Source organism: Paenibacillus sp. FSL K6-4396, assembly GCF_038002525.1.
GTDB classification, from domain to species: Bacteria; Bacillota; Bacilli; order Paenibacillales; family Paenibacillaceae; genus Paenibacillus; species Paenibacillus amylolyticus_B.
In genome coordinates this window covers 4,541,295-4,564,149 of record NZ_JBBOCR010000001.1, presented here as the reverse complement: position 1 = coordinate 4,564,149, position 22,855 = coordinate 4,541,295, and the positions used below count along the sequence as shown (strand labels likewise).

General features: G+C 43.8%; 11 protein-coding genes. All 11 read left to right on the top strand.

Annotation, left to right across the window (positions count from 1 at the left end; translation table 11 throughout):
• Positions 1-21: 21 nt before the first annotated feature.
• A complete protein-coding gene (locus tag MHB85_RS19900; RefSeq protein WP_341073548.1) occupies positions 22-672 on the top strand; it encodes an S-layer homology domain-containing protein in 651 nt (216 codons plus the stop codon).
• A 38-nt stretch (positions 673-710) separates the two neighbouring features.
• Positions 711-2,123 carry a hypothetical protein gene (locus tag MHB85_RS19895; protein ID WP_341073547.1) on the top strand — a complete coding sequence of 471 codons (1,413 nt, stop codon included), beginning with the start codon at positions 711-713 and terminating at the stop codon, positions 2,121-2,123.
• 15 nt (positions 2,124-2,138) lie between these two features.
• The gene (locus MHB85_RS19890; protein ID WP_341073546.1) at positions 2,139-5,279 is read left to right on the top strand and encodes a M23 family metallopeptidase; all 3,141 of its coding nucleotides are present in this window, start codon (positions 2,139-2,141) and stop codon (positions 5,277-5,279) included.
• Positions 5,280-5,290: 11 nt separating this feature from the next.
• A complete protein-coding gene (locus MHB85_RS19885; RefSeq protein ID WP_341073545.1) occupies positions 5,291-5,695 on the top strand; it encodes a hypothetical protein in 405 nt (134 codons plus the stop codon).
• Positions 5,696-5,713: 18 nt separating this feature from the next.
• Positions 5,714-6,124: a hypothetical protein gene (locus tag MHB85_RS19880; RefSeq protein ID WP_076331348.1), complete on the top strand. Its 411-nt coding sequence runs from the start codon at positions 5,714-5,716 to the stop codon at positions 6,122-6,124.
• A gap of 11 nt (positions 6,125-6,135) precedes the next feature.
• Positions 6,136-8,091: a hypothetical protein gene (locus MHB85_RS19875; protein ID WP_341073544.1), complete on the top strand. Its 1,956-nt coding sequence runs from the start codon at positions 6,136-6,138 to the stop codon at positions 8,089-8,091.
• A 13-nt stretch (positions 8,092-8,104) separates the two neighbouring features.
• Complete coding sequence (locus tag MHB85_RS19870) at positions 8,105-9,241, top strand: hypothetical protein (RefSeq protein ID WP_036607790.1); 1,137 nt, start codon at positions 8,105-8,107, stop codon at positions 9,239-9,241.
• Positions 9,242-9,342: 101 nt separating this feature from the next.
• Positions 9,343-15,141 carry a hypothetical protein gene (locus MHB85_RS19865; protein ID WP_341073543.1) on the top strand — a complete coding sequence of 1,933 codons (5,799 nt, stop codon included), beginning with the start codon at positions 9,343-9,345 and terminating at the stop codon, positions 15,139-15,141.
• A gap of 45 nt (positions 15,142-15,186) precedes the next feature.
• Positions 15,187-19,842: a hypothetical protein gene (locus MHB85_RS19860; RefSeq protein ID WP_192130983.1), complete on the top strand. Its 4,656-nt coding sequence runs from the start codon at positions 15,187-15,189 to the stop codon at positions 19,840-19,842.
• Between the two features lie 16 nt (positions 19,843-19,858).
• The gene (locus tag MHB85_RS19855; RefSeq protein ID WP_192130985.1) at positions 19,859-20,992 is read left to right on the top strand and encodes a hypothetical protein; all 1,134 of its coding nucleotides are present in this window, start codon (positions 19,859-19,861) and stop codon (positions 20,990-20,992) included.
• A 59-nt stretch (positions 20,993-21,051) separates the two neighbouring features.
• Positions 21,052-22,818: a hypothetical protein gene (locus MHB85_RS19850; protein ID WP_192130986.1), complete on the top strand. Its 1,767-nt coding sequence runs from the start codon at positions 21,052-21,054 to the stop codon at positions 22,816-22,818.
• Positions 22,819-22,855 lie beyond the last annotated feature (37 nt).

The following is a 22,855-nucleotide window of genomic DNA, read 5'->3' as shown; positions in this document are numbered from 1 at the left end:
TAGGTAAGGAGGGCGTCTGATATGACTCAGCAAAATCCGTTTGGCTTAGTTAATGACCGGTATAAAAGAAAGCTGTATGTAGATACGGGCATGAAGTTCGAGCTAGTAAACGGAAGAATAATTGATCCGTACTCTTCACCTTCGCCCAATCCGCAAGTGAGGGAAATTAAAATGATTAATGCTCCCTCGCATTTTCATCAGATGGGCGTGTCTTCTTACAAGGCGATCATTAACATCCTGTTTAAAGATAAGCAATCCTATCACGACTACGCGATGTACGTAGGATGGACACACAAATTTTATGATGAGAAGGGTAATATCTATGTTGGTGTTGTAGAGTCCATCAAAGTCGACCCTATTTTCTACCATCAGGATACGATGGATAAGGATCAGAAGGGGTACAAGGTCGAATTGACCATGACCCTGATCAAAAAAGATGGTTATGACCGTAAGAGTGCAATACAGTTTCAGGATTTACAGACGACAGAAGGCAAGGACCACTGGGCAAGAGATTCCATTGAACGCTTGGCTGATTTGGGACTGACGGTTGTAACACAATTGGATGGCACACCCATTTTATATTTCAGACCGGAAAACTTCATAACCAGAGCAGAGTTTGTTACTTTCCTGATGCGAACCAAGCGTCTGCTGGAACGAACAATTCGAGAGTAGGGTGATACTCTCTTTTCTGTCTATTCTAAAGATAGGAGGTGTTTATCATACGAAAATGGGTTGATGTAAACGAAGGGGACTGGTTCTATAACGATGTTATGGAAGCCACGAATATGGTTTTGGAAGATGGTGAAGTCTTTGTTGCCGGGATCAACTATAACAAGTTTGAGGAAGGCAAGCCTTTTGTATATGAAGAAATCAAGGGGCAAGCGGGGCAAACCTCATTCAGTCTGCCTGTGCTGATTAAACCAACAGATGACAACCCACTTTATGTGTTTATTGACGGTGTTCAAACGATCTACCAAACGGCTGAAACCAATAGTAAGGGATTAACCGATGTGGAGTTGTATACCGGTGTAAAAGCAGGACAGGTGGTGTCCTTCTGTAGTTATGGTGAACCGTTGCTGGACAGTGCTTGGAAAAGGCCACCCGTGTCCTGGACTGGAGATCTGCCCAGAGCTGTACTTAGTGCAGCGACGACCTATTTCTACGATCCATTCAGTCGTAATCATCAGGAATATTTGTATGCAGCAGGCCAACCGCTTCGCAGGCTCAGTATTCCTTCCGAGGTATGGGCAGACACCATGGGAGACGCAGAGGCAGTAACCAAAATTGCAACAAAGGCGATTGGTTACCGAACGGATGTGTATTGTGTCAGCCCTGGGGGCTCGGTGTTTCTTCCTTTTAATCTAAACGGTGTCACTTGCAAGTTCAATTATTGGACGAAGAATAACAAGTTCATGAGTGAAAATATCAAAGCGACAACCCTCAAACCAGCATACAACAATTGTTTCTTTCCTAATGCCATTATACAGCGGGGAGAAGCCTTTCATCTGATTAATAAGTTACGCAAGGTGTTCTATGCCAGATTTACGGACATGGAAGCACCAACGACGGAGATTAATCAGCCTATTACAGCATTTCAAGGTCAACGGGTGTTTAGGCTTAACGGCAATTATCCGGCAGGTAAAAAGAAACTTAAAGTTACAGTGAAATTTAAAGACGAAAAAAAAGATAACGTCCCAGAAACACCGGCTTATTCGGAAATTGACAACCACACGGTTGTATTTAATCAACCTTTGTCAGAGGGCGACGAAGTGACGTTCTATTATCTCAAAGATGTGAGCGAGAGGTTCGCAGACGTCGGCAAAGATTCGGCCATTTATTATCGGGACAAAGAGGAGCGAGTTGTACAGAATAAGGATGCCTTCTGGAAAATAGCCGTCTCAGAAATGGAAGACGAAACATTTGCGAACAATGATCCACTAATTAATGGCATTCCTATCAAGAAAAAGATGGATGGTGCAGCGGTAGTCACGGATATGGGCAGACCTGTAGGTGGGACGGACGAGGAAGAGATATGGTTCCTTGGAAATTCCGCAATGACACGAGCTGAAGCTGTAGCTTTCCTGGACCGATTCATGAAATGGACCATCGAGCGATTCAAGTAAGGGGGAGATTACAATATGATTCCAATTTCGGATGAGGTTATGAATGTGCTATCCCAGCGTCTGAAGCTGGGGGAAGGAGCGCTTCCCAATATCCGGGTCGAAGTAGATCGGCTGGCATTTATCCCGGGACGAACAGAGGAGTTCAGGCATATCGTAACCGAGCAGGTACCCATCATCAGTACAGAATCCGTTTGGGTGGATGAGTCGAGTAATGGTACATATAACGGTTCGACTCAAGCGAATGCTCAGGAGATTTTTTTTCCGGTTAAAGGTAAAACGATTGATAGTATTACAGTTACAGATAATTTTGGCTCTCCTCGTGATAAAGGTACAAGAATTCATAAAGGTATTGATTTGTATGATGACATTGGAACGCCTATTTTGGCTGCATGGGCCGGAAAAGTTGTTCGAATATCCTATAGTAAAACAAAGGGTGCTGGTAATGCCGTAAATATAAGACATGCAAACGGTGTAATCACCAAATATTTTCATCTGAAAGAAATTCTCTGTTTGGTGGATGATGAAGTAGCTCAAGGGGCTGTCATTGGAACGCTAGGCAATACGGGTGGCGTATATACTGGTGGTCATAAGGTGTCCGCGGCTGAACGTGCGGCGGGCAAGGGACGACATCTGCATTTTGAAATTTGGGAAGGAGTCAATCCAACAACGAGAACTGGAGAAGGTGGTAAGGCAGTTAATCCTCAATTGTATTTCAAGGGACAGCGCAAATTGCACGGAAATGCGAAAACAACATTTACTGATGTAAAGCCGGTTAAGGTCGAGGGATATCCTGGAGAGATCAAACTGAATGAGAAGTTCGACAAGCGAAACTGGCATGAGAAAAACGTTTATACAATCGGATTGAAATTTTCGGATTATGCCAAGATTGAATCGGGCTGGACTATGTTTGATTCAGGAGGCAAATTGCTATACACCTTTGAAGGCAAAGCCGCCGTAGCTGAATTTGAGATTAACGTGACAAAACTGAGTATGCCCACGCAAGGGCTGCTTAGTATTGGAATGGGGACTAATTTCAGTGAAGCGGAAGGGGATTCTTTCGCGGTGGTGATTGATGGTAAAACGTATGCCTATGTTAATAAGTTTAACGGGGCATATGATCTGACCAAACTGACGGAATTGAATAATATTGTGATCCCTGCAAAAGCCAAGAGTATCAAGATTAAGGTGACCTATGGGGGCAAACAAAACTCCACTGTCCCAACCGGGTCTGTTCCTGCTTCGAGTAAGAAGTATAAAAAATTCGCCATTGATTATATTCGCATACAAGAGTTGTTGCCTGCTCCGTTGAAGAATCAAAAGAGTGAAGAAGGGCTTGATCCATCTAAAGGATATTATCAAACGAACAGCTACACAGATTTTATCAATAATAGAAGGATCGAGACGGATGTTATTCAGGTTGGGTCTTTTGTCTATATGGACACGCAGGTTCTGCCCAATATCATTAGTGCCGAAATTGATGATCAGTTTGATTCTGAAGCTCGGGAGGCACGGCTGACGATCTCCAATCCGAGAGGATTCTTCTCCCCCGATTATAATCCTGCTCATTTTCCTGAGCTTGGGGGCGTACCGTCTCCATGGTCTTATTTCGCGAACGGATTCCATATCGGGGTTCTGAGTGAAAATACACCGATACGCATATATATGGGGTATGGTCAGCACATGATGCGGGTTTTTACGGGGCTTATTGACAAGGTGGACATCAATGGCGAGGGTTCCACGCTGGAGATTACAGCCCGAGATATGTATAAGCGTATTATCGAGAAGGTCATTTCCGAGAAAAAAGCCTATCCAGAAGTAGATGAGATTGATAATGTACCAGATCCGGTGCCGCCTGCAGCAGTTGGCACGGACCGGACATCAACCATTATTCAAGCTGCACAGGCCCAATCTGCGGCGTATGGTGTACCTGATCACAAGTTTTTGCTTGCGATATGCAGGCATGAGACCGTTCTCGGAACACAAGGTAAGGGTAAAGATGAGAACGGCAGCTTTATTCTTGGATATGGCTGTCCTAGTACAAGTGCTTGCAATCCTCTTTACAAGGGAATTCAGGAGCAAATGAAGCGCGGAGCAGAACGGATGTCCAAGGCGCTGGCTTCCAGAGGGAAAAAAGTGAGTTCCAAAGCGGATGTACTTTATTTCCATAATGGTGGAGACATTGCTCCGATGACCTGGAGTCAGGATCGGGAGAATTGGGTGGATAAGGTATGGACCTATTATCAGGAGATGCTCTCAGACCCGGCAAGCTGGACCATTACAGCAACCTCCACTCCGACAGTTACACCAACACCCGCTCAGCCTGTAGAATTTGAAAAGCCGGCTTGGGTCAAATCAACGGTTGTACTAGATCTGGTTAAACATGCAGGTATGGTGGGTTGGCGGGCTACTAGTGAGGATCGTTCTTATCCTGATTACGTGATTGACGAGACCTATCTGATTGAGGTGAATCAGAAGACGGGTAGGGTCATTGTCCCCGTACCGGGTCAGGAAGGTGAGTTTGAAGTTAAGGACGCAAGTACAGTGCTGACACCGAACGGATGGCTTAATCCATTTATTGAGGAGTATGGCAGGACGTTTGAGCAATGGTCAGGCAAAGTTACGGAAGCCGTTCAGGAGGTAATCTCGGAGATACCGTATCGAAGCTACTGTGACCGTTATGGTACATACCGACTGGAACGCTTGAATTATGACAAACCTGTCGTGGCAGAGTTTTCCGAGAATGACAATTTGATCTCCATTACGAAATCCACGGATTGGTCCAGAGGAAGAAGTCACATCGTTGTTATCGACTCGAATGCTAGTCAGAGCAGTTTCGTGGACAAGGAGATTTTGCTCGAACTCAAAGGAGAAATCCGAACCATGGTGCTGGCCGTTCCTTGGGCGAAGACGGTTGAAGCCAAAAGACAGGTGGCAGAGCGAGCTTTTTTTGATATGAAACGGATGTGCCGTACGCTTCAGGTATCCATTCCTGCGAATCCTGCGCTTGATCTGCTCGACAACGTTATTGTGACGGATAAAACGACCACCACACGAGCTGTTTATACGATTAAAAGTATTAAAACCAGTTATTCGGTCGACCGTGGCATGTTACAGGTCATTGATATGATGTGGGCAAGAAAGGGAGTGATGGTGTAATGGCCGGCATTGTGAATGAAAATATTGTATTTCCCGTGCTGGATCTCATCCACCGGGAGCTTCGCAAATATAGCAGTATCTCCAATTCGAATATTTCTCCCCTTGAAGGTGAACCTTCCGTTACATTATATCGGGAGCACATGCAGGACCCGGACAGGGTGACTGGAGCAGACCTTTTGTATGAATCGGCATGGAAGGTTTCGATCTGGATGAAGTTTGGCTCAGAGGATGAGGAAGACTTTCCTTCCGGGGTAGGCTACTCCCACCCGGATTATGATTATTACAAGTATTTTAGGCTAACGCAGGTGACAGCCCGTACATATGATGCATCTGGAGAGTCCATGTTCACTTACAATATTGGTCTAAATTATGATGACGAAGGACGCTTAACTGGAACGAGCGTAAGTCGTATATAACATGTAGGAGGTGGTTCCATGGCATTTAATGTATCTTACATCGCGGGTGGCGTCATCGACAAAGTGCGCGAGCTGCCGTACCCACACTTCAGTAAAAAGACGATCCCGTTCATTCGGGGACAGATGTTGGACATTCCGGCGGCGAAGACCACAAAGTCTGATACGTTCACCTTGGCGTATGACACGGAGTTTCTGAGCATTGCATTTGCTGCGAGCCACTACTGTGTCGGCGATTACTGGGAACTGACGATCGGGACTGAAAAGGTGTGCCGCACCATTTATGCGAAGGAACTTCCCGAGTCGGTTTCCATGGGGAACAGTTTCGGAATTGTCTACCCAATTCCGGCGGGAACGACCATCACGTTTGACTTTTTTAACGCGGTGGCTGAAGCCAAGTCGGTCTGGTACAACATCAAATTTTTGAGATAAGGAGGGTGACGATGGCACTGCAAAAACCGCAGACGAACTTTGCCGCTTATATTGACGGAGAGTCGGAAGCACAAAAGTTGATCAACACGCTGGCTGATGAAATCGTAGGTGCTGATATTCCCAGAGTAGAGGGCGGGATTGACGCCAATCGCTGGGAGAAGGTTTACGAATCTAGCGGAGCTGAGTGGGTGACCTACAGTAAAAGTTATCACAAAGGCATTGTTGGCATGTACACCCATTCGGATGGAAATCAGTATGAAGTATACAAAATACCGGATTGGACTGAAGCCAAAAGTTACACAGGAGACTCTGCCCTAGATGCGGATGGATGCTTATGGGAAGTAAGGCAAACCTATTTTGACGAAGCAGTGGAAGGCATGACTCAACCAGGCACAGCAAACATCGGAAAAACTTACGGCAATTATAAGACAGGACGTAAAATTCAGGTTTTACAATTTAATTACCAAGATACTCAGACAAATGAAACAAAATATGTTGATGTTCCTGGTTGCTTGGTAACCGTTGTTGTAGATAATTCAGTTCCAGACGGGTACAGAGCGTATCTGGTGCGTCAGGTAATTGGAAAACTCGATGGAACAACAAAACCATCAAAAGAGTGGAACCAGTTTGAGATTGTTACAGAAATGCCAACAGATTGGGCATACGCAATCAAGCTTGCACCGAAAGGAAAGTTTCAATACAACTTTTCAAGACCAGACAATTATTATGACAGGAGTCCGTATTGGGCGTGGGGAGCAATTGTTGATAGTTTTTATGAACCTGTAAAGCAACTTTACAAATTTGATGAACTATTCTATACAGCTGATGTATTGAACAATGTAACTGCTCAGACCGTAGTGAAAGCGACTCCTACAGTTCCCACAGGGATTCAGGTTCGAGATTATTATGTCATGTTTGAGCAGCCAGCCCATGACTGGAATTACATTAACATCTACTATGGAGAAGGTTTCGAGGGGAAAGTTGCTCAAGGAAGCCAGAGCGAAACGTATGATGAAATCTGTGATCCTGCAACCATAACGATTGGGAAGGCACCTACAGTCATTGACCAATTGAAGGCACATTATATGTATTTGACATGGAATGATTCATCAGCCATTAAACCTTTCATCCCACCGTCCACGAAGTGGAAGTTGGACTATGATGGCAAGACCGAGATCGTAAGCCCGGCAGCTCGCTTTTTCCACGGCAGACATTCTACAACATCATGGTTGCCTAACAAAAAACGCAGACCGGATTACCTGGTAGCTTACACTTTATCAGTAAATAATGATCGAGTAGTACTTGTTCTAGAAGGTGATCCTTCACCGAACATTCATAGCTATTACCGCAGTTTTGGATACATAGGCAAGATCGTTCCGTTCAATGATTACGATCATGGAGGAAACTTCGGTGTCACTGTAGGTATGGGTGATCTGCGAACAGATATGACAGGTTATACGAAAAATGATATTCTCACGGATCTTAATCCGGATATCTATGCCAAATACGGTGAGTACACTTCAAATGGTATGGACTCCATGTCCATGTTGAAGACACGCAGTAATGTCTTGTTCCAGCGGTATTACCCGGCATTTATTTCGCATCTTCCGAACTATCCTTCTGTGGGTAAACTTCCCCCGGGTCTTTCGAAATTGATTGTAGATGCAGATGGGTTCCAGAAATCCCTCTGGACAGGAAAGTATCATGCTAGTCCAATCTACCTCGTGCATCAGGCAGAAGGATATCGGGGTTATATGGACGGTGTAGTTGCGATATACGACCATAACTTGGTCAATCGCGATGAATTAATCGTAGATACAGAAATTCTGAAAGATCCTTCCAAACCTGCGTTGGGTACATGGACAGAGGTTTACAAGTTTTTCAGTATCAAGAGTCCGTTGAATCTATTCAAACATTCCCCATCACCAGATGTAATTACGATTGCATTTTTGAAAGAGATAAAATAAGGAGGATTACATAATGGCAAATTTTAAATATGTAGAAACAATCACCACTTCACAGGACGTGTTGACAAAACTGAAAGAGGAAGTTACAGGGTTTAAGAGTTTCCCATTTGAATCCACTGCAGGCGAGTCTCAGGAACAAAATCTGTGGGAAGTATTTTACGAAGAAAAGGACAGTAGTGACCGTATTCAGGAACTTATTCTTCGCGGGATCATGACCATTGGAACACAAGCAACGCCAATTACTAAACATTTCTATGTAAGTTTCATTAATCATGCTCTGGTACCACGCGTCGTTGCACCAGTTCCAGCCTATGAGGAGCATAGTACGTTGACTGTTCAGCTGCTTGAAGGATTGGAAGGCAGCGAACCAACTACACTACCAGTTACCACTCGCCCTACATTCAAGCTAACAGGACATCCGGTACTCTACCAATGGGCACTGGAAAACTATACACCAACGGATCGGAATAAAGAAAAACCTGTATACATGTATGTAAATGTCATGAACAATCGTTTGGCGATGGTTCTCGTTGCGGACCCAGCAGTAAACTTCCTTGATTACAAAAAATCCTTCCTGTATGCAGGTGCATTGAAACCGTTCAAATACAACCTGAATGACGTAGACGGAAACGTAATGCTGACAGCTGGAGCGGTAATCGAAGAACCAGATATCTCTCAGATTGCAACAACAGGAACGTATTACTACGGTCAATATACTTCTGCAGGTAACAACACACTTCAGATGTTGAAAACCAAATCAGGTATTGAATTCCAGCAGCACTATCCTTCCTTTATCACGCAAGCTCCGCCGAAAGGTAAAGCTTATCAAGATCCTGAATTGGGGGATACCGGTTTGGAACTGGAGCCTCAAGGCTTCCAGGCATCCAAATGGACATCCAAATATCACTTGTCTCCGATCTACGTGGTTCATCCTTACGAGGGTTACCGCGGTCAATTCGATAACTGCATCGCGGTGACGAAGCATAATATCCTTCACCTGGATGAGTTAATTATTGATGTGGAAGGCAAGTCCTGGGACCAAGAGGTGTATCGTTACTTTGATACTGATACGGCACAGAATTTTATGAATCTGTCTGCCAACCAACGCATGGGTGTGGCTATTCTGAAGGAAGTCCGTTATACGGCGTAAGTTAAACTGAATCAAAGCTGAGTCGTATAGATTCAGTGAGAGGGAACTTTCTGAGACTCCACTCAGGGGTTCCCTTTTTTTAGTTGGAAGGGGGCAGTGATGTGAGTCAAGTAGTCAACAAGTTTGATTTCACCGTTATAGATTACACGACAACTCAGTACGGTTACCTGTTTACAGTCGGAACTACAGGAAGCAGGCCTGAGGATTATCGATTTATATATATGCCTTACAGCCGGTATCCAAGTGTCCTGATGCTTGATTTCTACATGGCAAGATCGATCTCTCATGGATTTAATCATCAACTTGTGGAAGCGATTCGCAAGGATCTGGAAGGAGAAGAACGATTTATTGTTCTAAGTGATGCTAAACAGGATAAAGAAGGACTTTTACACAGTTCCATGGAAGGATCGAGCTCAGCTACCAAGCAAGGCGATGTCATGGAATTTTCGTTTGAAATGGAGCGGTCTGCTTTAATTGAGGCTTTGGAGATGGATCATCAAGATGAGGGCCATAGGCCCAGAGGCTTAAAGGATTCATTCATTCATGAAGAAATGTCAGAGGGCTGGCGCGTAGATAACGATAAAGAGCTAAAGATTGTCCGTAATTTGGGTCTAACTCGTAACTTTGTGAAGAATCTGGATAAGCTGGAGCCTGGAAAAATCAGTTTCAGGGTTAGTGAATTTGGGATGATTGCGGATTATGCAGATAGTGCAGAGCAAGGTAGCAGTTCTGAACTGGTGATTAAACAATTGATACACACTGTTCGAAGCGATAAACCGGATATGGATGTGGCAGAGGTTTTCGAGAAAGTGGAGAAGATCATCGGACGCCGGACACAAAATGATTCTTTGTTAGAAGCCATTCAGGACCACTTCAGAAGTACAGAACTGGAGAGGAGTCTTCAGTCCAGGAAGGTAAGCAAACTAGATGTGGAAATTCTATATCGGGATCTACTAGGTTTTCGTGATGGTCATAAAGAAACATTTGCCGAACAAGCTGTCATGATTGGGAAAAGAGTAGATGATCATCAGCAATTATCCATTCTCTCTGATATGTCTACTGCATATATACGTCGCTTTCAGGAAATAAAGTATATGCACCTTGATCGCACGTTGCCTTTAGCCCAAAGAGTGGATAACATTGCACAATTAACACTCATGCAAACACTAGGAACAGCTATGCGAGAAACAACGTTTGCTGGAACGACTACAGGCAAAATTGTTCAAGCAATCAGAGACATCGAAGAGAACATGTTTCTTTCACAACTGAATCAGGCTACGCGGGTAATCGAGAATGAAATGACTACTCATGAGAATGTACTTGCCAAACTGAAGGAACGTCAGTACCCCACTGTTCTACATACCGAAATGAGAAGTACGCGAGAAGTCAACAAGCAACTTTACTTTCATGATGATCTCAGTCAAAGTAGCCGTGACCAACATCGAAATGCGTTAGTCTTTCGTCCGAGTGATACCCTTTGGCATCCGCTCCAAGCTCACAGAATTATAGACAAACATCCAGCAACTACAGCATCCGGTATCATTTTGGCATCCAGAGATATAGGGACTATTACGGATGTGGAAAGGCAATTTCCTTGGGCTGTTCGGGATCAAGCGGAAGATATGAACGTCATGGGTAATCTGACTACGGGGCAAAGAGTTTATTTGGAGAAAATGTATATTGAGCACGAGCGTCCTAAGGCACAACGGATTTATGTGGTTCATAGTGAGGTAGACCGTCATGCAGAACAGGCTTATCGTGAAAGTATGGAGCACGGTTTTGTTTTCAGAGATTTGCAGGAGAGCAGAAGGATCAGTAAGGTCCCTGGGTATGTGGAGAGAGAAAGTAGGCTGGGCAAACGAGTGACTGTAGAGGCTCTTGAAGTACTTAACAAGCAATCACTTGGTGAAAGGGAAAACAAATTAGACAGCTATATTGAGGATAACTTCCTTACTGCAAAAACAGAGAAAAAGAATTTGTACATCCCGAACAGCGAAGAAGGTGCAGAAAGAAAAGCATTCTTTGAAAGTTATACGGCTGGTTCAACAACGGCAGAAAGAGCGTTGGCTCATGATTTGTGGTTACCTGAGTCTGAGGACCATTTGGCTGACAAAGAATTATTACGTTCTACCATGCTGGAAAAGCTAAATTCGTATGGAAAGAATGACGAACAGAAGCATGTACATCTGACAGAGAAACCACTTGTATCACATAGAGATCGTAAAAAGTTACATCTGGAAACGATCCTGCAATCTATCCGAGAAAGTAGTCGACCAACCATGATTCGGGATGAGCTTTTGGACAAATTGGTTGGTGGAGGATGGTTGGGGAATAAAGCATACCCTGGATATTTGGATGAGGAATTTATCGTTGGGGAGATCTTGGAGAACAGCCCGGCAGTCATCTTGGAAATGATGATGGAAGCTGTGAATAATGCAGACGCTTCGGTTTATTTTGATGAACCGTTTTTGGCTGGGGTTAGAGAGCGGGTAGATGCGTTAATCGATTGTGGGATCTTAACAGCTGATAAAGAAGGAAGCAGATCAGGCATCATTTCCTTTAATTTCGAAGGTGCGAAGGAATCTCAGCTTGGTGATATAGGGACGGGACTCTCAGAAGCATCCAAAGATTTGAGCATAACAGTACTTGAAGATGAATCTCGATTGGCCGAACTCGACAGACGTAACTCCACACTAGAGACAGACGTTTTCGAGGGAGTGAAAGTAAAGGAAGATCAGCATGGCGAAATTACGGAAGTCATTTACGGCGCCGATTTTAATGCAAGACCGGCTATTATTGAGTTAGAAGATTCATTAGGTTATCTGAATCCTGGAGGGGGATTATTCCCTGATGACCCAGCGTATGAAGGAAGTCAGGTTGAACGCAGAGGACAAACCTTTGATGAGTACGGGATAGGCGCAAAATACAAACGGGACGGAATGGTTCTTGACCATGATGTCGTGAGTTCCAACATGAACCGTGAAAGCATAATTCATACCGAATTAAATATGGGCGGGGTTTCCCGCGAACGTTATGGAATGATTGATGATGAATACACCATGGGTGGTACAAACTTGCGCCAGATGCTTCTGAACAGCGAATATGCTATTGGAACGTCAAAGACTCGTGAGGGATACTCGTATGATCAACAACCTATGGCTACTAATCCAACAAGAGAAGGTTTAATCAGTGGTGAGTACTCTATAGGCACAGCCAAGATTAGACAGTTGTATTTGAATGAGAGCTATTCAATTGGCATGATTGAACCACGTCAGGCAGCTATTGATATCGATTACTCACTGGCGACTATGGAATGGAGATCAGCATTGCTCAGCGACGATTATTCCATAAGCAGCGCGAAATATCGAGATGGAGTAGCTGGGATTGGATATACGCTTGGTTCATCGTGGGCAAGAGAAAGTGCGATGGATATTGAGTTTAATGCAGGTATGCGTCAAGCATGGGAATCCACGTTGGTAAATATTACTCCTGAAGCGATTAGGGTAGAACGATATGGATCGGTGCAAGATGAGATATCTCTAGCCACTACTGTAATGAAATCTGTGAATCTTGACGATATGCTGACGGCTCATTCCATCATGCGCAAAGGACAATTGAACGTTGAAATCATTTCGGATAACATGAACAGATTATCCCTCATGCTTGAAGATAACCATTTTACAAGAATCGTGAAAGAGGCATCAGTCCACGAGATTGAGAGTGAAGTTGTCAAGTTACGCTTGAGTGAATTGCATGGTGAGGGTTGGTACGGTGGTAAAGGGTTCAGAGATACCAACTTGGTTGAACTGATCTATGATTCGATAAAGAGTACAAAGGATTCGGCACTGGATTATGATGTGATTCTTGCCTATAAGCATACTCATGATGTTTACCTTCATGAGACAACTGATAGCATTATTGAAAAGATTGCTAATCATGAAGAACAACTTATAGCGGATAAACCGCAATATGGTTACATGGACCTCACGCTACCACTAGGCGGTACAAATCTGAAATATGCAGATGTTCCAGTGGAATCCGTGGGTGGGACGGGGCTCAGTTATGGAGATATACCTGTAGAGATTGTTGGCGGAACGAATCTGAAATACGGTGATGTTCCGGTTGAGATTGTTGGTGGAACAAACTTGAAGTATGGAACAATAGAAATCGTGCTCTCAGCGGATAAACCTCAGTACGGCAATTTGGAGGAGAATCTGCTCGCTGACAAACCGCAATATGGATATTTGGAAGAGAACATGTATGGTCTGAAAAATGCCAAAGATTCCACTATTGATGTGCAAATTCATGCGTTTAAAAACGGTAAAGAAACTGATGTGACCCAAACGCTTGAGTTAAATAAAGAGGATAGATCAGCATTCTTGCATGACAATCTATTTGGGGTAAAAGCTGAAAGATGGGCTCATACCCATGAGACGATCAATGATGTAGTGAAGCTGCGAAATGGATCTTTGGATCAGGACATGTTCTACGGAAACAAGGAATTTAATGAATCCATTTTGGACATGGAACTTGTTGGCTTCCAATATAAACAGATAGACCTGATCCAAAGCGAATATGCTTACCTTAAAACGAGAGACGTTCATATTGAAGATAACTCGTTCATGAGCTCCAGAAGTTCTTATGACGCGTATAACCACCAATTGGATTCTGGAATGAACTTGTTAAGAAGCACGACTCTGGATTGGGAGCAATTCGCAGCGGGGAAAATGGATCGATATGGTCATTCACATGAAATGGAAAGTGGCGTTGGGGGTGAGCGAGCCGGTGAGCATTTTGATGGGATATATGGTACCACACTCCAGAGGTTTGCTTTCTCCAGTGAGGAGTTAAGTTACGGAAATAGTCTTCCATACACAAGTTACATTGTTAATGACGGCGAGAGCTTTGGCAGTAAGTTGATAGACCCGGGTTATCTTATTGAAGATGATTTTAAAGGGATAATTGAGGAACGTGAATCCAGTATAGAAAGAGAGTTGCCGACAGGTATAGCGAACGCCAGATTGTCTGAAATTGAGGATCCTGATTCTCTCATGGCTTCATTTGAAGAACGCTGTTCTCAAGTCATCACAGGTTTTATTTTCGCTGAAAGACCTGAGAAAAGAGCAGAGTATCTGGAACAGTTGCATGCGTTCCTTCCCGAGAGAACAGCTCATCTTATGGAAATGTATCACGAAGCTAAGATGGAACCGCGTGAGAGTTTCACACTGAATGATCATCCGGTGGCTGAACGTGAATCCGCTGATGCTTACATTCCGATGATGGACACCATGGCACAGGGTCTCATATTCGATTACTCGGAAGATCTGCTCGATCGAGGGATGGATCCTGAAGATTGGGAAGGGGGATTGGGTGTTCCAGAGGACTATGATCCGAATGATCCGTTTAATGTGTACTATCCGTATTCCAAGGATATGGATGCGCTGGAATTATCCCAGTCAGACGATTGGACTAAATTCGGTCAAGGCGATTGGGATTGGGATCAATTGCTTGGAAAGTTTTATTCCAAGGCAGATACGAAGGACATCAGTGGATGGTACCGCAATAATTTCCTGGCTGAGACGTATAAGTTCTCCATTGATTTCAAGGTGGATACAAGTACGGATGGGAATGGCGCAGGAATTATTTTCAAATACTTCGATGAAAATAATTATTGGATGTTTATGGTTCACGGAGGAGATAGCGATAACAGTCTGGATATGAGAACGCCGATGCAGCTATATAAAATCGTTGCTGGCAATCCAACTGCAGTGGGTTCTCCGATGCAACCCTTTAAGTGGGAGAAGGAAAAATGGTATACATTGTCCGTGTCGGTCATGAAAAATAAACTCCAGATCTACACAGATTCGAAATTGCAATATGATCTGACGGGCACCGATTAACTCGGTGCTCTTTTTGTCGTATAGAGAGATTGGGAGGTGATTGGTATGGGTCATACATTTGGTTTGTTCTCCAAGTCACAGAAAGGTGTATTGTTCGCGAATATGAGAGCGAAGATTGCGGACGAAAGTTACGGCAACCCCAATAACCCTGCGTATCTACCGCAGAGTCCCAATGCACCGAGGAGTGAAACGGACCGGCATGGCGAAGAAAATAATCCTATTCTGGGTGATCCAGGTTACGGTCAGATAGGACGATGGCAGACGGTTCAATTGGATGCACTGGAAAACAGTATTGATCAAATCATTGAGCAATATCTGAAAGATAAGTCGTGGTATGCGAGTGTACGATGCCGTGAAGCACTGTGGAATATGTATCGCAGGATTGAATGGTGGGTAGAACAACAGCAGCCTCCAGATAAAACACAATATCAGCGAGTACTGCAGATGATTAAAGATTGTATTCACAAGATTCTTGAAAATGCTCAGAAGCCTGGCGGTAGTCATCATGGTGTATCGTTGCCCGTTTGTCCGGCACCCTACTACCATCATTTTAGTGGGAATTACTTTAATCATTTTGATGCAACCGTATATGAGATTCCGCTCTTTTCAATGAAAAAGGACGTCCCGTTCTCGAATAAATTCCCTGATTTCTTCAGATATGTATCATCGACGGAGGATCAGGAATGGGTAGCTGTCCACTCCGTAGGCCGAAATGAACAATCTGGTTCAGAGATGATCTTAAAACTGGACTTAGGGCTTCTGGAGATTGGCAACTCATCCAAAATCACATTTAACTGGCGTGTGAAGCGTTATGGACAGATCAGGTTCAAGTACCTGGCTAGTGCCAAGCGCGGTAATGGCATGCTGTTCTATATTAATGGGCAGCAAGTTGGGGGCGAATGGAGCGAGAATAGCGGATGGCAAGAAGCTGCATTTACGTTGCAGCCAGGACAGATGTATAAGTTCGACTGGTTAATTCGCAAAATGAGACCTGAAGTATGGCAGAACAATGGCATTTATATCAAGGATATTGAAGTCGTTGAGATTGTGGATACACGTAAGCCGCCTGCACCAAAAGATTACGATCTGGATGGTGAGCATGTACATGAGTACGGTAATTGGGTAGTAAGATCCCCACAAAGTGTGGCACAAGCGCATTTTCAAGGTCAATTTATTGCAGATGATTTACGAAAGAAAACTATGATAATGGATTTGGACAACGAATGTAACGGAAGTATCTCATTTGCCTACAAAATGGGTGTGGATGAAGAGCCGTATCCCGATCATGATTATCAGTTGTTTTTTGATGATGAATTCGTTCAGCGGAGTCAACGCGGAGATGGAGATCATGGTAGTTATGCTCGATCCTTGCATGGTGTGGAGTGGATACTGAATGGAGAATATTCAGAAACGGAAACCGACCTAGCCAAGATTGAGTATGAAATTGTTGCAGGGCATGATACGACCATTGACCTGAAAGGGGTAGTTGAGGTCATTTGTCCCCCTCAAGAAATTGATCACTGGGAGCCCAGTCTTTATGGACAAGGGATTGGGAATTATCAATGGACAATGTCGGGAATTCCCAGTTGGATTCGTCACAATGATACATTGCGTCTGGATGAACCAAAGCAAGGTGATATGATTGCCCAAACAGAGGTGACTCTAGATGATGATGGTTGGTTTTTATTCAGTTACTCTCATCAATTGAGGACTACTGAAGCGTTCGAGGTAACAGTCAACGGCATGTTAGAACATTATACAACCATGCAAAGTCACGGAGATCAGATACGAATCCCTTTGGAGGCTGGTATTAATCTAATACAGTTTTATATTCGAGATCGCTTGACCGAAGAACCACTCATACATGAGATAGATAAACCGTTCACCTATGGAAACAACACCGGCAATACATATCGTACCTTATCTCCGCTAGGCTCATATGTTGATGTGACAAGGAACTGGGATGTTACGGATGCTGGTGCAAGGACAGAACAACATGGAGATACGATTACGTATAAGGCGGAGTTGAACCCTGGTGCCAAGTTTAGTGTAAAAGAGCATATGCGTATATATCCGGCAATGGACGCCGGATATAATCCTGTCACAGGAGCTTCAAGAGATGAGAACGTGTTTAAAGAGATATTTAATGACGAAGGCAACTATGATGAGGCATTGAGGTTCATAGGGAGTTGGGATTGGAAAGAAGTTGTAGTCGGAGATGGCGTGATGTGGGCCCAAGGTCATGATCAGGATTTCATATGCGAGTTTGAAGCACAGTTAGACAACTCAGGATATATCTGCTGGCAGTATGGAGGGGAATTTGACACCGGCGAGAAACTGGAACTTCAAATTGATGGTGTTTCAGTCTGGACCGGGAGTCAATCCAATGGAGACTATGGAACAAATTGTATGTATCCATTACCATCGGGGAGTCACAGTTTCCGCTGGATTTACCGGGATGGTAAGGCGTATGCACCAGGTAATGGTAGTACGGGCGGAGCAGAAAATGGATCAGCAAATTCCGGAGGGAATGGTACCAGTAATGATCAATCAGGTATAGCAGTTAAAAGTCCTTTTGGAGAAGAGTGTTATCCAGCTTCGTTCAAGAATCATGACATTCAATACGGGCAAAAGCTTTATTCAGGTAAGTCTGATCGTAATGCTTTGTGGAAGGCTTATAATCAGGGACAGGTCTTCTCAGGATCTGGTGGAGCATATGCGATAGGTGTTACGAACAATAAAGCCATTAAACGAGATTTTGTTGTTTCTGACGTTGGGACGATTCAATTCTCGGAATATCTCACTGTATACCCGGTTCAAAAGTTAAAGGTATATGGATTAAGAACGCTTAAAGATTCTACTTTCAAAGCAGAAGCAGGAATAAAAGAGCCGGGTAAAAATTTAAATTATTACTCAATAGATGTCCGTAATACCAGACCAGGTAATAAAGATTCAGATTTTGGAAGTGAACACACCAGAAAAGTTTACGTTGAATTTTATTGTAATGGAAGCTTTGAAATCAGTTTCGATTATATGTGTTATCTATTTGATGGAGATGAGAAAGCCAGATTTCGTGTCCAGTATTACAAAGGTACACAAGTAGAGGCGAAACAAGGTGTAGTCATCTTAGATAAGAAGAAAAATTTAGGGTACAACCAAGGAATAATTAACTACAAATCTATTACTGATAAGCAGTGGAAGGATGCAATACCTTTTAACAAAAAAGTGACTGTTAAGGAGCCGGGTACTTATACCTTGTGTATTGGACTTACGGATACCTTGAAAGACGAAGATGAAGATTCAAAAGGGATTCCTTATCATGCATCCATTAAGAACCTTCAAATTCGAACTGAAGATCCTAACGGTAAAAACGGAGATAAACTAGTTAATTACTCTATTTATGATAATAAAACCTATGTGGATGTTGAGTTGACAAATACTAAGACTGGGGCAAAAAGCCTTCTTAGAAAATTGAAAGTAGAAGCAGGTAACCAAACAGGTGAAAGCATCCAAATTCCAACTAACCTAGAACCAGGAACTAAATATACCATTACATACACACTCCATAAAAATAAGGACTCATCTAACGCCACGGGTCTTGATGCTGGTGGTTTCACCCTTAGTAATGGGAGCTTTACAGAGACCTGGGGCGCTTATTGCACTGATGCGAAGGGGGGGATATATCTAAAGGATAAATCTCCCCATCCAGGAGAAGATTCATGGAATCCACCTGGCCCAGATACGGCTGCGCCAGATGGTGGCAGTCATGTCTGGCTCGACGTTATTCGATTGTACGAGAATAGAGATAGGGCTTGTCGAGGAACCAAAATTGTCATTGAAACTTATGAGGACGGTCAACTATTAATTCCACCACGAGAAGTAACAACTGAAGAGGACCAGATCATCTCTATTGAAGTGGAAAATACCTCAAATCAGAAAAAAAATTACGAGGTTCGTGTTCGATTCGAGCGAGGATGCCCGGGAGATGGCGCCATGATCTGGGGAGGGAAACTGAATATTGATGATATTATCAAAGTTGAACCATCCTGGGCTGAGGTGACTCACTTTGAAGTTTGGAATAACAAACCGATCTGGATGGGCGGCTGCGATATCAGTAATATGCGCGTAAAAATTACACGTGAGGACGGAAAAGTGTTATGGGATGAAAAGTATTACGGGGATGGGTATCGTGGCTTCGAACTGAATGATCTGGCTCCCAAGCCATATAGCAAGTATAAGGTGGAGATTACAACAGATCAGAAGGGGCAAATTAGCGATTGGACAGGAAAACGATATCTGACCACCTTCCGGGTGCATGACTTCAAAACCTACGAAAGATGGGTGTGGGTACCTGAACCGTTTGATTGTCAGCTGGATTTCTTCATTGACAATGAGCTGATCAAAACATTCACCCATGAGGGTGGATACTATACATTTTCACATCCAGTGCCCAAGGGCAAACATGAATTCAAATGGGTGTTCACCTCGCTTCAGGAAGTGGGTACGCGTAGTTACGAATACGCTAATCTAGATTGGATGGAACTGACCAACTGGATCTGTGATGACGTCTATGTCATTCCTTACTGCGAAGGTGGTGGGGGAGACAAGTGTGTTGAAGCACTGATTAAATGTTTGCTGGAAGTTTGGAAAGCAAGGCCTAAGATGTGTGTAATCGGTAAACGCATCTGGTTATTTACGTAAAGAAAGGAGGATCTGTATGGGTGTTGCGAGACTGAAAGAGTCAGGCAGGATTTATGAGGATGCGTTCCTAAGCTCCAACCTGGATTCCAAATGGGAAGTACTCCCTAACGATGCTACTCGCTATGAAGCGGGTAGTGGCAGCCTGGTGCTCAAACATGGTCAAGATCCACTGTATATGTTCTATAAACCTCTGACGGATATGAAGCAATTCGTCATGGATGTGAAGAATAGTTACAATCCCGATACAGAGGGATGCTACGGTGGAGTTATCGTGTTTGTAGACGAACATAATTACATGGAGATTGAAGAGTTTTTGGATATGTCCTTGCCAAAGCCTTTGCTGAAGACTTATCCGTGGATACGATTGATTCGAGATTATAACTATTATACGGCGTATTGGTCAGATGATGGCTTGATTTGGAACATCATTGGTTCTGTAGAACTGGTGGGAGCTCCTAAGATTGGTCTCTATCTGAAGGGTGAAGGAGATCACCCCATGCATGTTCAGTATATTCGAATTAACAAAGGAACATCTATTGCCGTAGACAATCTAACCAAAGGAACTGTGGTTGATCTAATCGATCAGAAGGGTGTTGTGCTTGAGTCCAGGGTATGCCGATCTGAAGAAACGGTTGTACATTTTAACATGGATCCATATCCATATCCGTTTGAGGGCAATTTCGGGATTAGGCTTCCGGATGGAAATCGGTTTCAGGCCATGGACTCTATAAAGTTATACAGGGGAGACCTAATGTATTTTGAGGTTACCCCAGATTTATATTACAAAGAGTCGAATCCTGAAACAGGAGAAGATTTCGATGTGCTTCTTTATCCTAACACGGATCGGTTTCTAGGCTATTTAACCGCAGGTGGTTCTGCTACACAAGAAGTTCGAATGTTTGCCAAGAACCCCATGATATCAGGAGACTTTAAAAATGTAACCTTTGCGCTCACAAGCGGGACGGATAAAGTGCAGATTGCGCCTGATGTTGAAGGCATTCCTGGGTCCTTCAGTTACTCGATCACCGCGTTTACTATTTTGCCAGGAGCGTCCTATCCGTTCTGGCTCCGAATGGAAAGAGAAGAATCTCAAGACAGGTATGCTTCCCAGGTCAAATTTTCGCTACAGATGTATTCGACATACATATGACTTAATCGAATTGGAGTAATTACGTATAGATCATGTAAGGCATGAATGGAGGTGGTCAAATGTCAGTAAGAATTAACCAGTCTCATCGATCATCCGCCAAGAGCCATAAGGAATTGAGGGATATTGGGGCGCATACGCATGATGAGATTGATGCCTATCTTGCAGAGTTGGATGAAGCTAGAGGGTCTGCACTCAGTCTAGGTGACCGAATCACGCGCGTAGAAGAGTCTGCAAGCGATAGCCGAGATGCTGTTAAAGATCATGATCAGAGACTAGGCGATGTTGAGACTAAGGTTATCTCAAACAGCTCACGACTGGATGATGTTCAGCAGGATATTCTGACGGCAAGAGCAGATGTCAATACCCTTTCCAAGGGCCAGGATGACCATGAGAAGAGGTTGAGCCTCGCTGAGACGGAAATAAAAGAAGCACGTGGAGCAGAGGCATCCATAGATCATCGATTTGACACGTTGGAGAAAGCGATTGAAGTTGTAGCGAAGCAACCCATTCAGGATCTCAGTGTTATTAACCCCACGTATCTAGATACAAATAACAGTGTTCAAGTTACGATTAATGCAGGACGAGCCAGTATCAACAAGATTATTGTAGATCAGTTTACTCAGACATTCAGCATCCCGGACATTGTGGCAAACACAACATATTATATTTTCCTTCATGAAAATGGGGAGTACTCTTATAGTTCAGATCAAAAAGAGCCCAAGGATGCCATGATCATTGGTGGACTCGATGTCGGAGTTTCTCCAACAACTTCACTTACGGCTTTGGATTTCAGGTATTTCTTAACAAAGGGTTCTATTGAAAATGACATGTCTGTATTGGGAGTTCGTGTAGATGATCTGGAAAAAACCGTTGGTGAGCAGACCGCAACAATTGCTTCACATCATACGGCGATCGAAGCGATGGAAGCCCAATTAGAAGCAACTGCTGAAGAAGTTGTGGTTTCAAGAGAAGATAAAAACGGAGTCGTCTATGATGCTCTCAAGGACAGACTCGACAACATGCAGAGTCGTCTTGAACTCGCTGAGAGTCGAGGCACCATGGAGCATCAATCCGTATTTCATTTCACTTCTGCTCCTAACAGCAGGTTGTCGACGACTAGGGATTTTCAAGTGCCCAGATATGTGATTGGTTCGAATTCCGCAGAGGTATTTCTGGATGGAATACGCATGGATGCAGGAGACGATTACATTGAATATAACGATACGCTTATACGGTTTACTTTTGATGTGCCTAAGGAAGCCAGAGTAACAGTCATTGGTCGAGGGTCTATTATTAACACCACTTCGGTAACCGAATATACCTACTATCCAGATGGGAAAGTACATACCGAGAAGATTGATGGAGGAATTAACCGTATCATTGAGCACTTCTATAGCCCGGATGGAAATCTAGAACGACAGGAAGTTACCGAGAGTAACGGGCAGATCAAGTCTATTGAGTATCAGCGTGACATTACGGGTAAAGTACTGCGCGAAATCAACAACGGTGCAGAGTATTATGTGCTTCAAGGTGGTGCTACCTTCGATGACACGGACATCCGGAGGAGGCTTGTCTTTCTTGAAGGAAGTACACTTGAGCTCGATGTCGTGTATAACTACTTCTCCAATGGTGACATCGAGTCAGAAGAAGTGTTCTCTGTGGACTTGACTCCGCAGCTATTAAAGAAAACATCGTTTACCTACAATGCCGATGGTTCCGTTAAGACTGAGACCATGATCTATGACGGCCAGGGAGTGCAGAAGGCATTTGAATACGATGCTAGTGGTAACATCAAACAAGTAAAAATCAGAAAGGTTGTGATTTGACGTGACGAGGACCGTGCAGGATGTGAAGTTTGCACTA

Coding starts and splice junctions, on each gene's coding strand:
- MHB85_RS19900 (WP_341073548.1), top strand. CDS start 22: ATGACTCAGCAAAATCCGTTTGGCTTAGTTAATGACCGGTATAAAAGA.
- MHB85_RS19890 (WP_341073546.1), top strand. CDS start 2,139: ATGATTCCAATTTCGGATGAGGTTATGAATGTGCTATCCCAGCGTCTG.
- MHB85_RS19860 (WP_192130983.1), top strand. CDS start 15,187: ATGGGTCATACATTTGGTTTGTTCTCCAAGTCACAGAAAGGTGTATTG.
- MHB85_RS19870 (WP_036607790.1), top strand. CDS start 8,105: ATGGCAAATTTTAAATATGTAGAAACAATCACCACTTCACAGGACGTG.
- MHB85_RS19880 (WP_076331348.1), top strand. CDS start 5,714: ATGGCATTTAATGTATCTTACATCGCGGGTGGCGTCATCGACAAAGTG.
- MHB85_RS19850 (WP_192130986.1), top strand. CDS start 21,052: ATGTCAGTAAGAATTAACCAGTCTCATCGATCATCCGCCAAGAGCCAT.
- MHB85_RS19855 (WP_192130985.1), top strand. CDS start 19,859: ATGGGTGTTGCGAGACTGAAAGAGTCAGGCAGGATTTATGAGGATGCG.
- MHB85_RS19875 (WP_341073544.1), top strand. CDS start 6,136: ATGGCACTGCAAAAACCGCAGACGAACTTTGCCGCTTATATTGACGGA.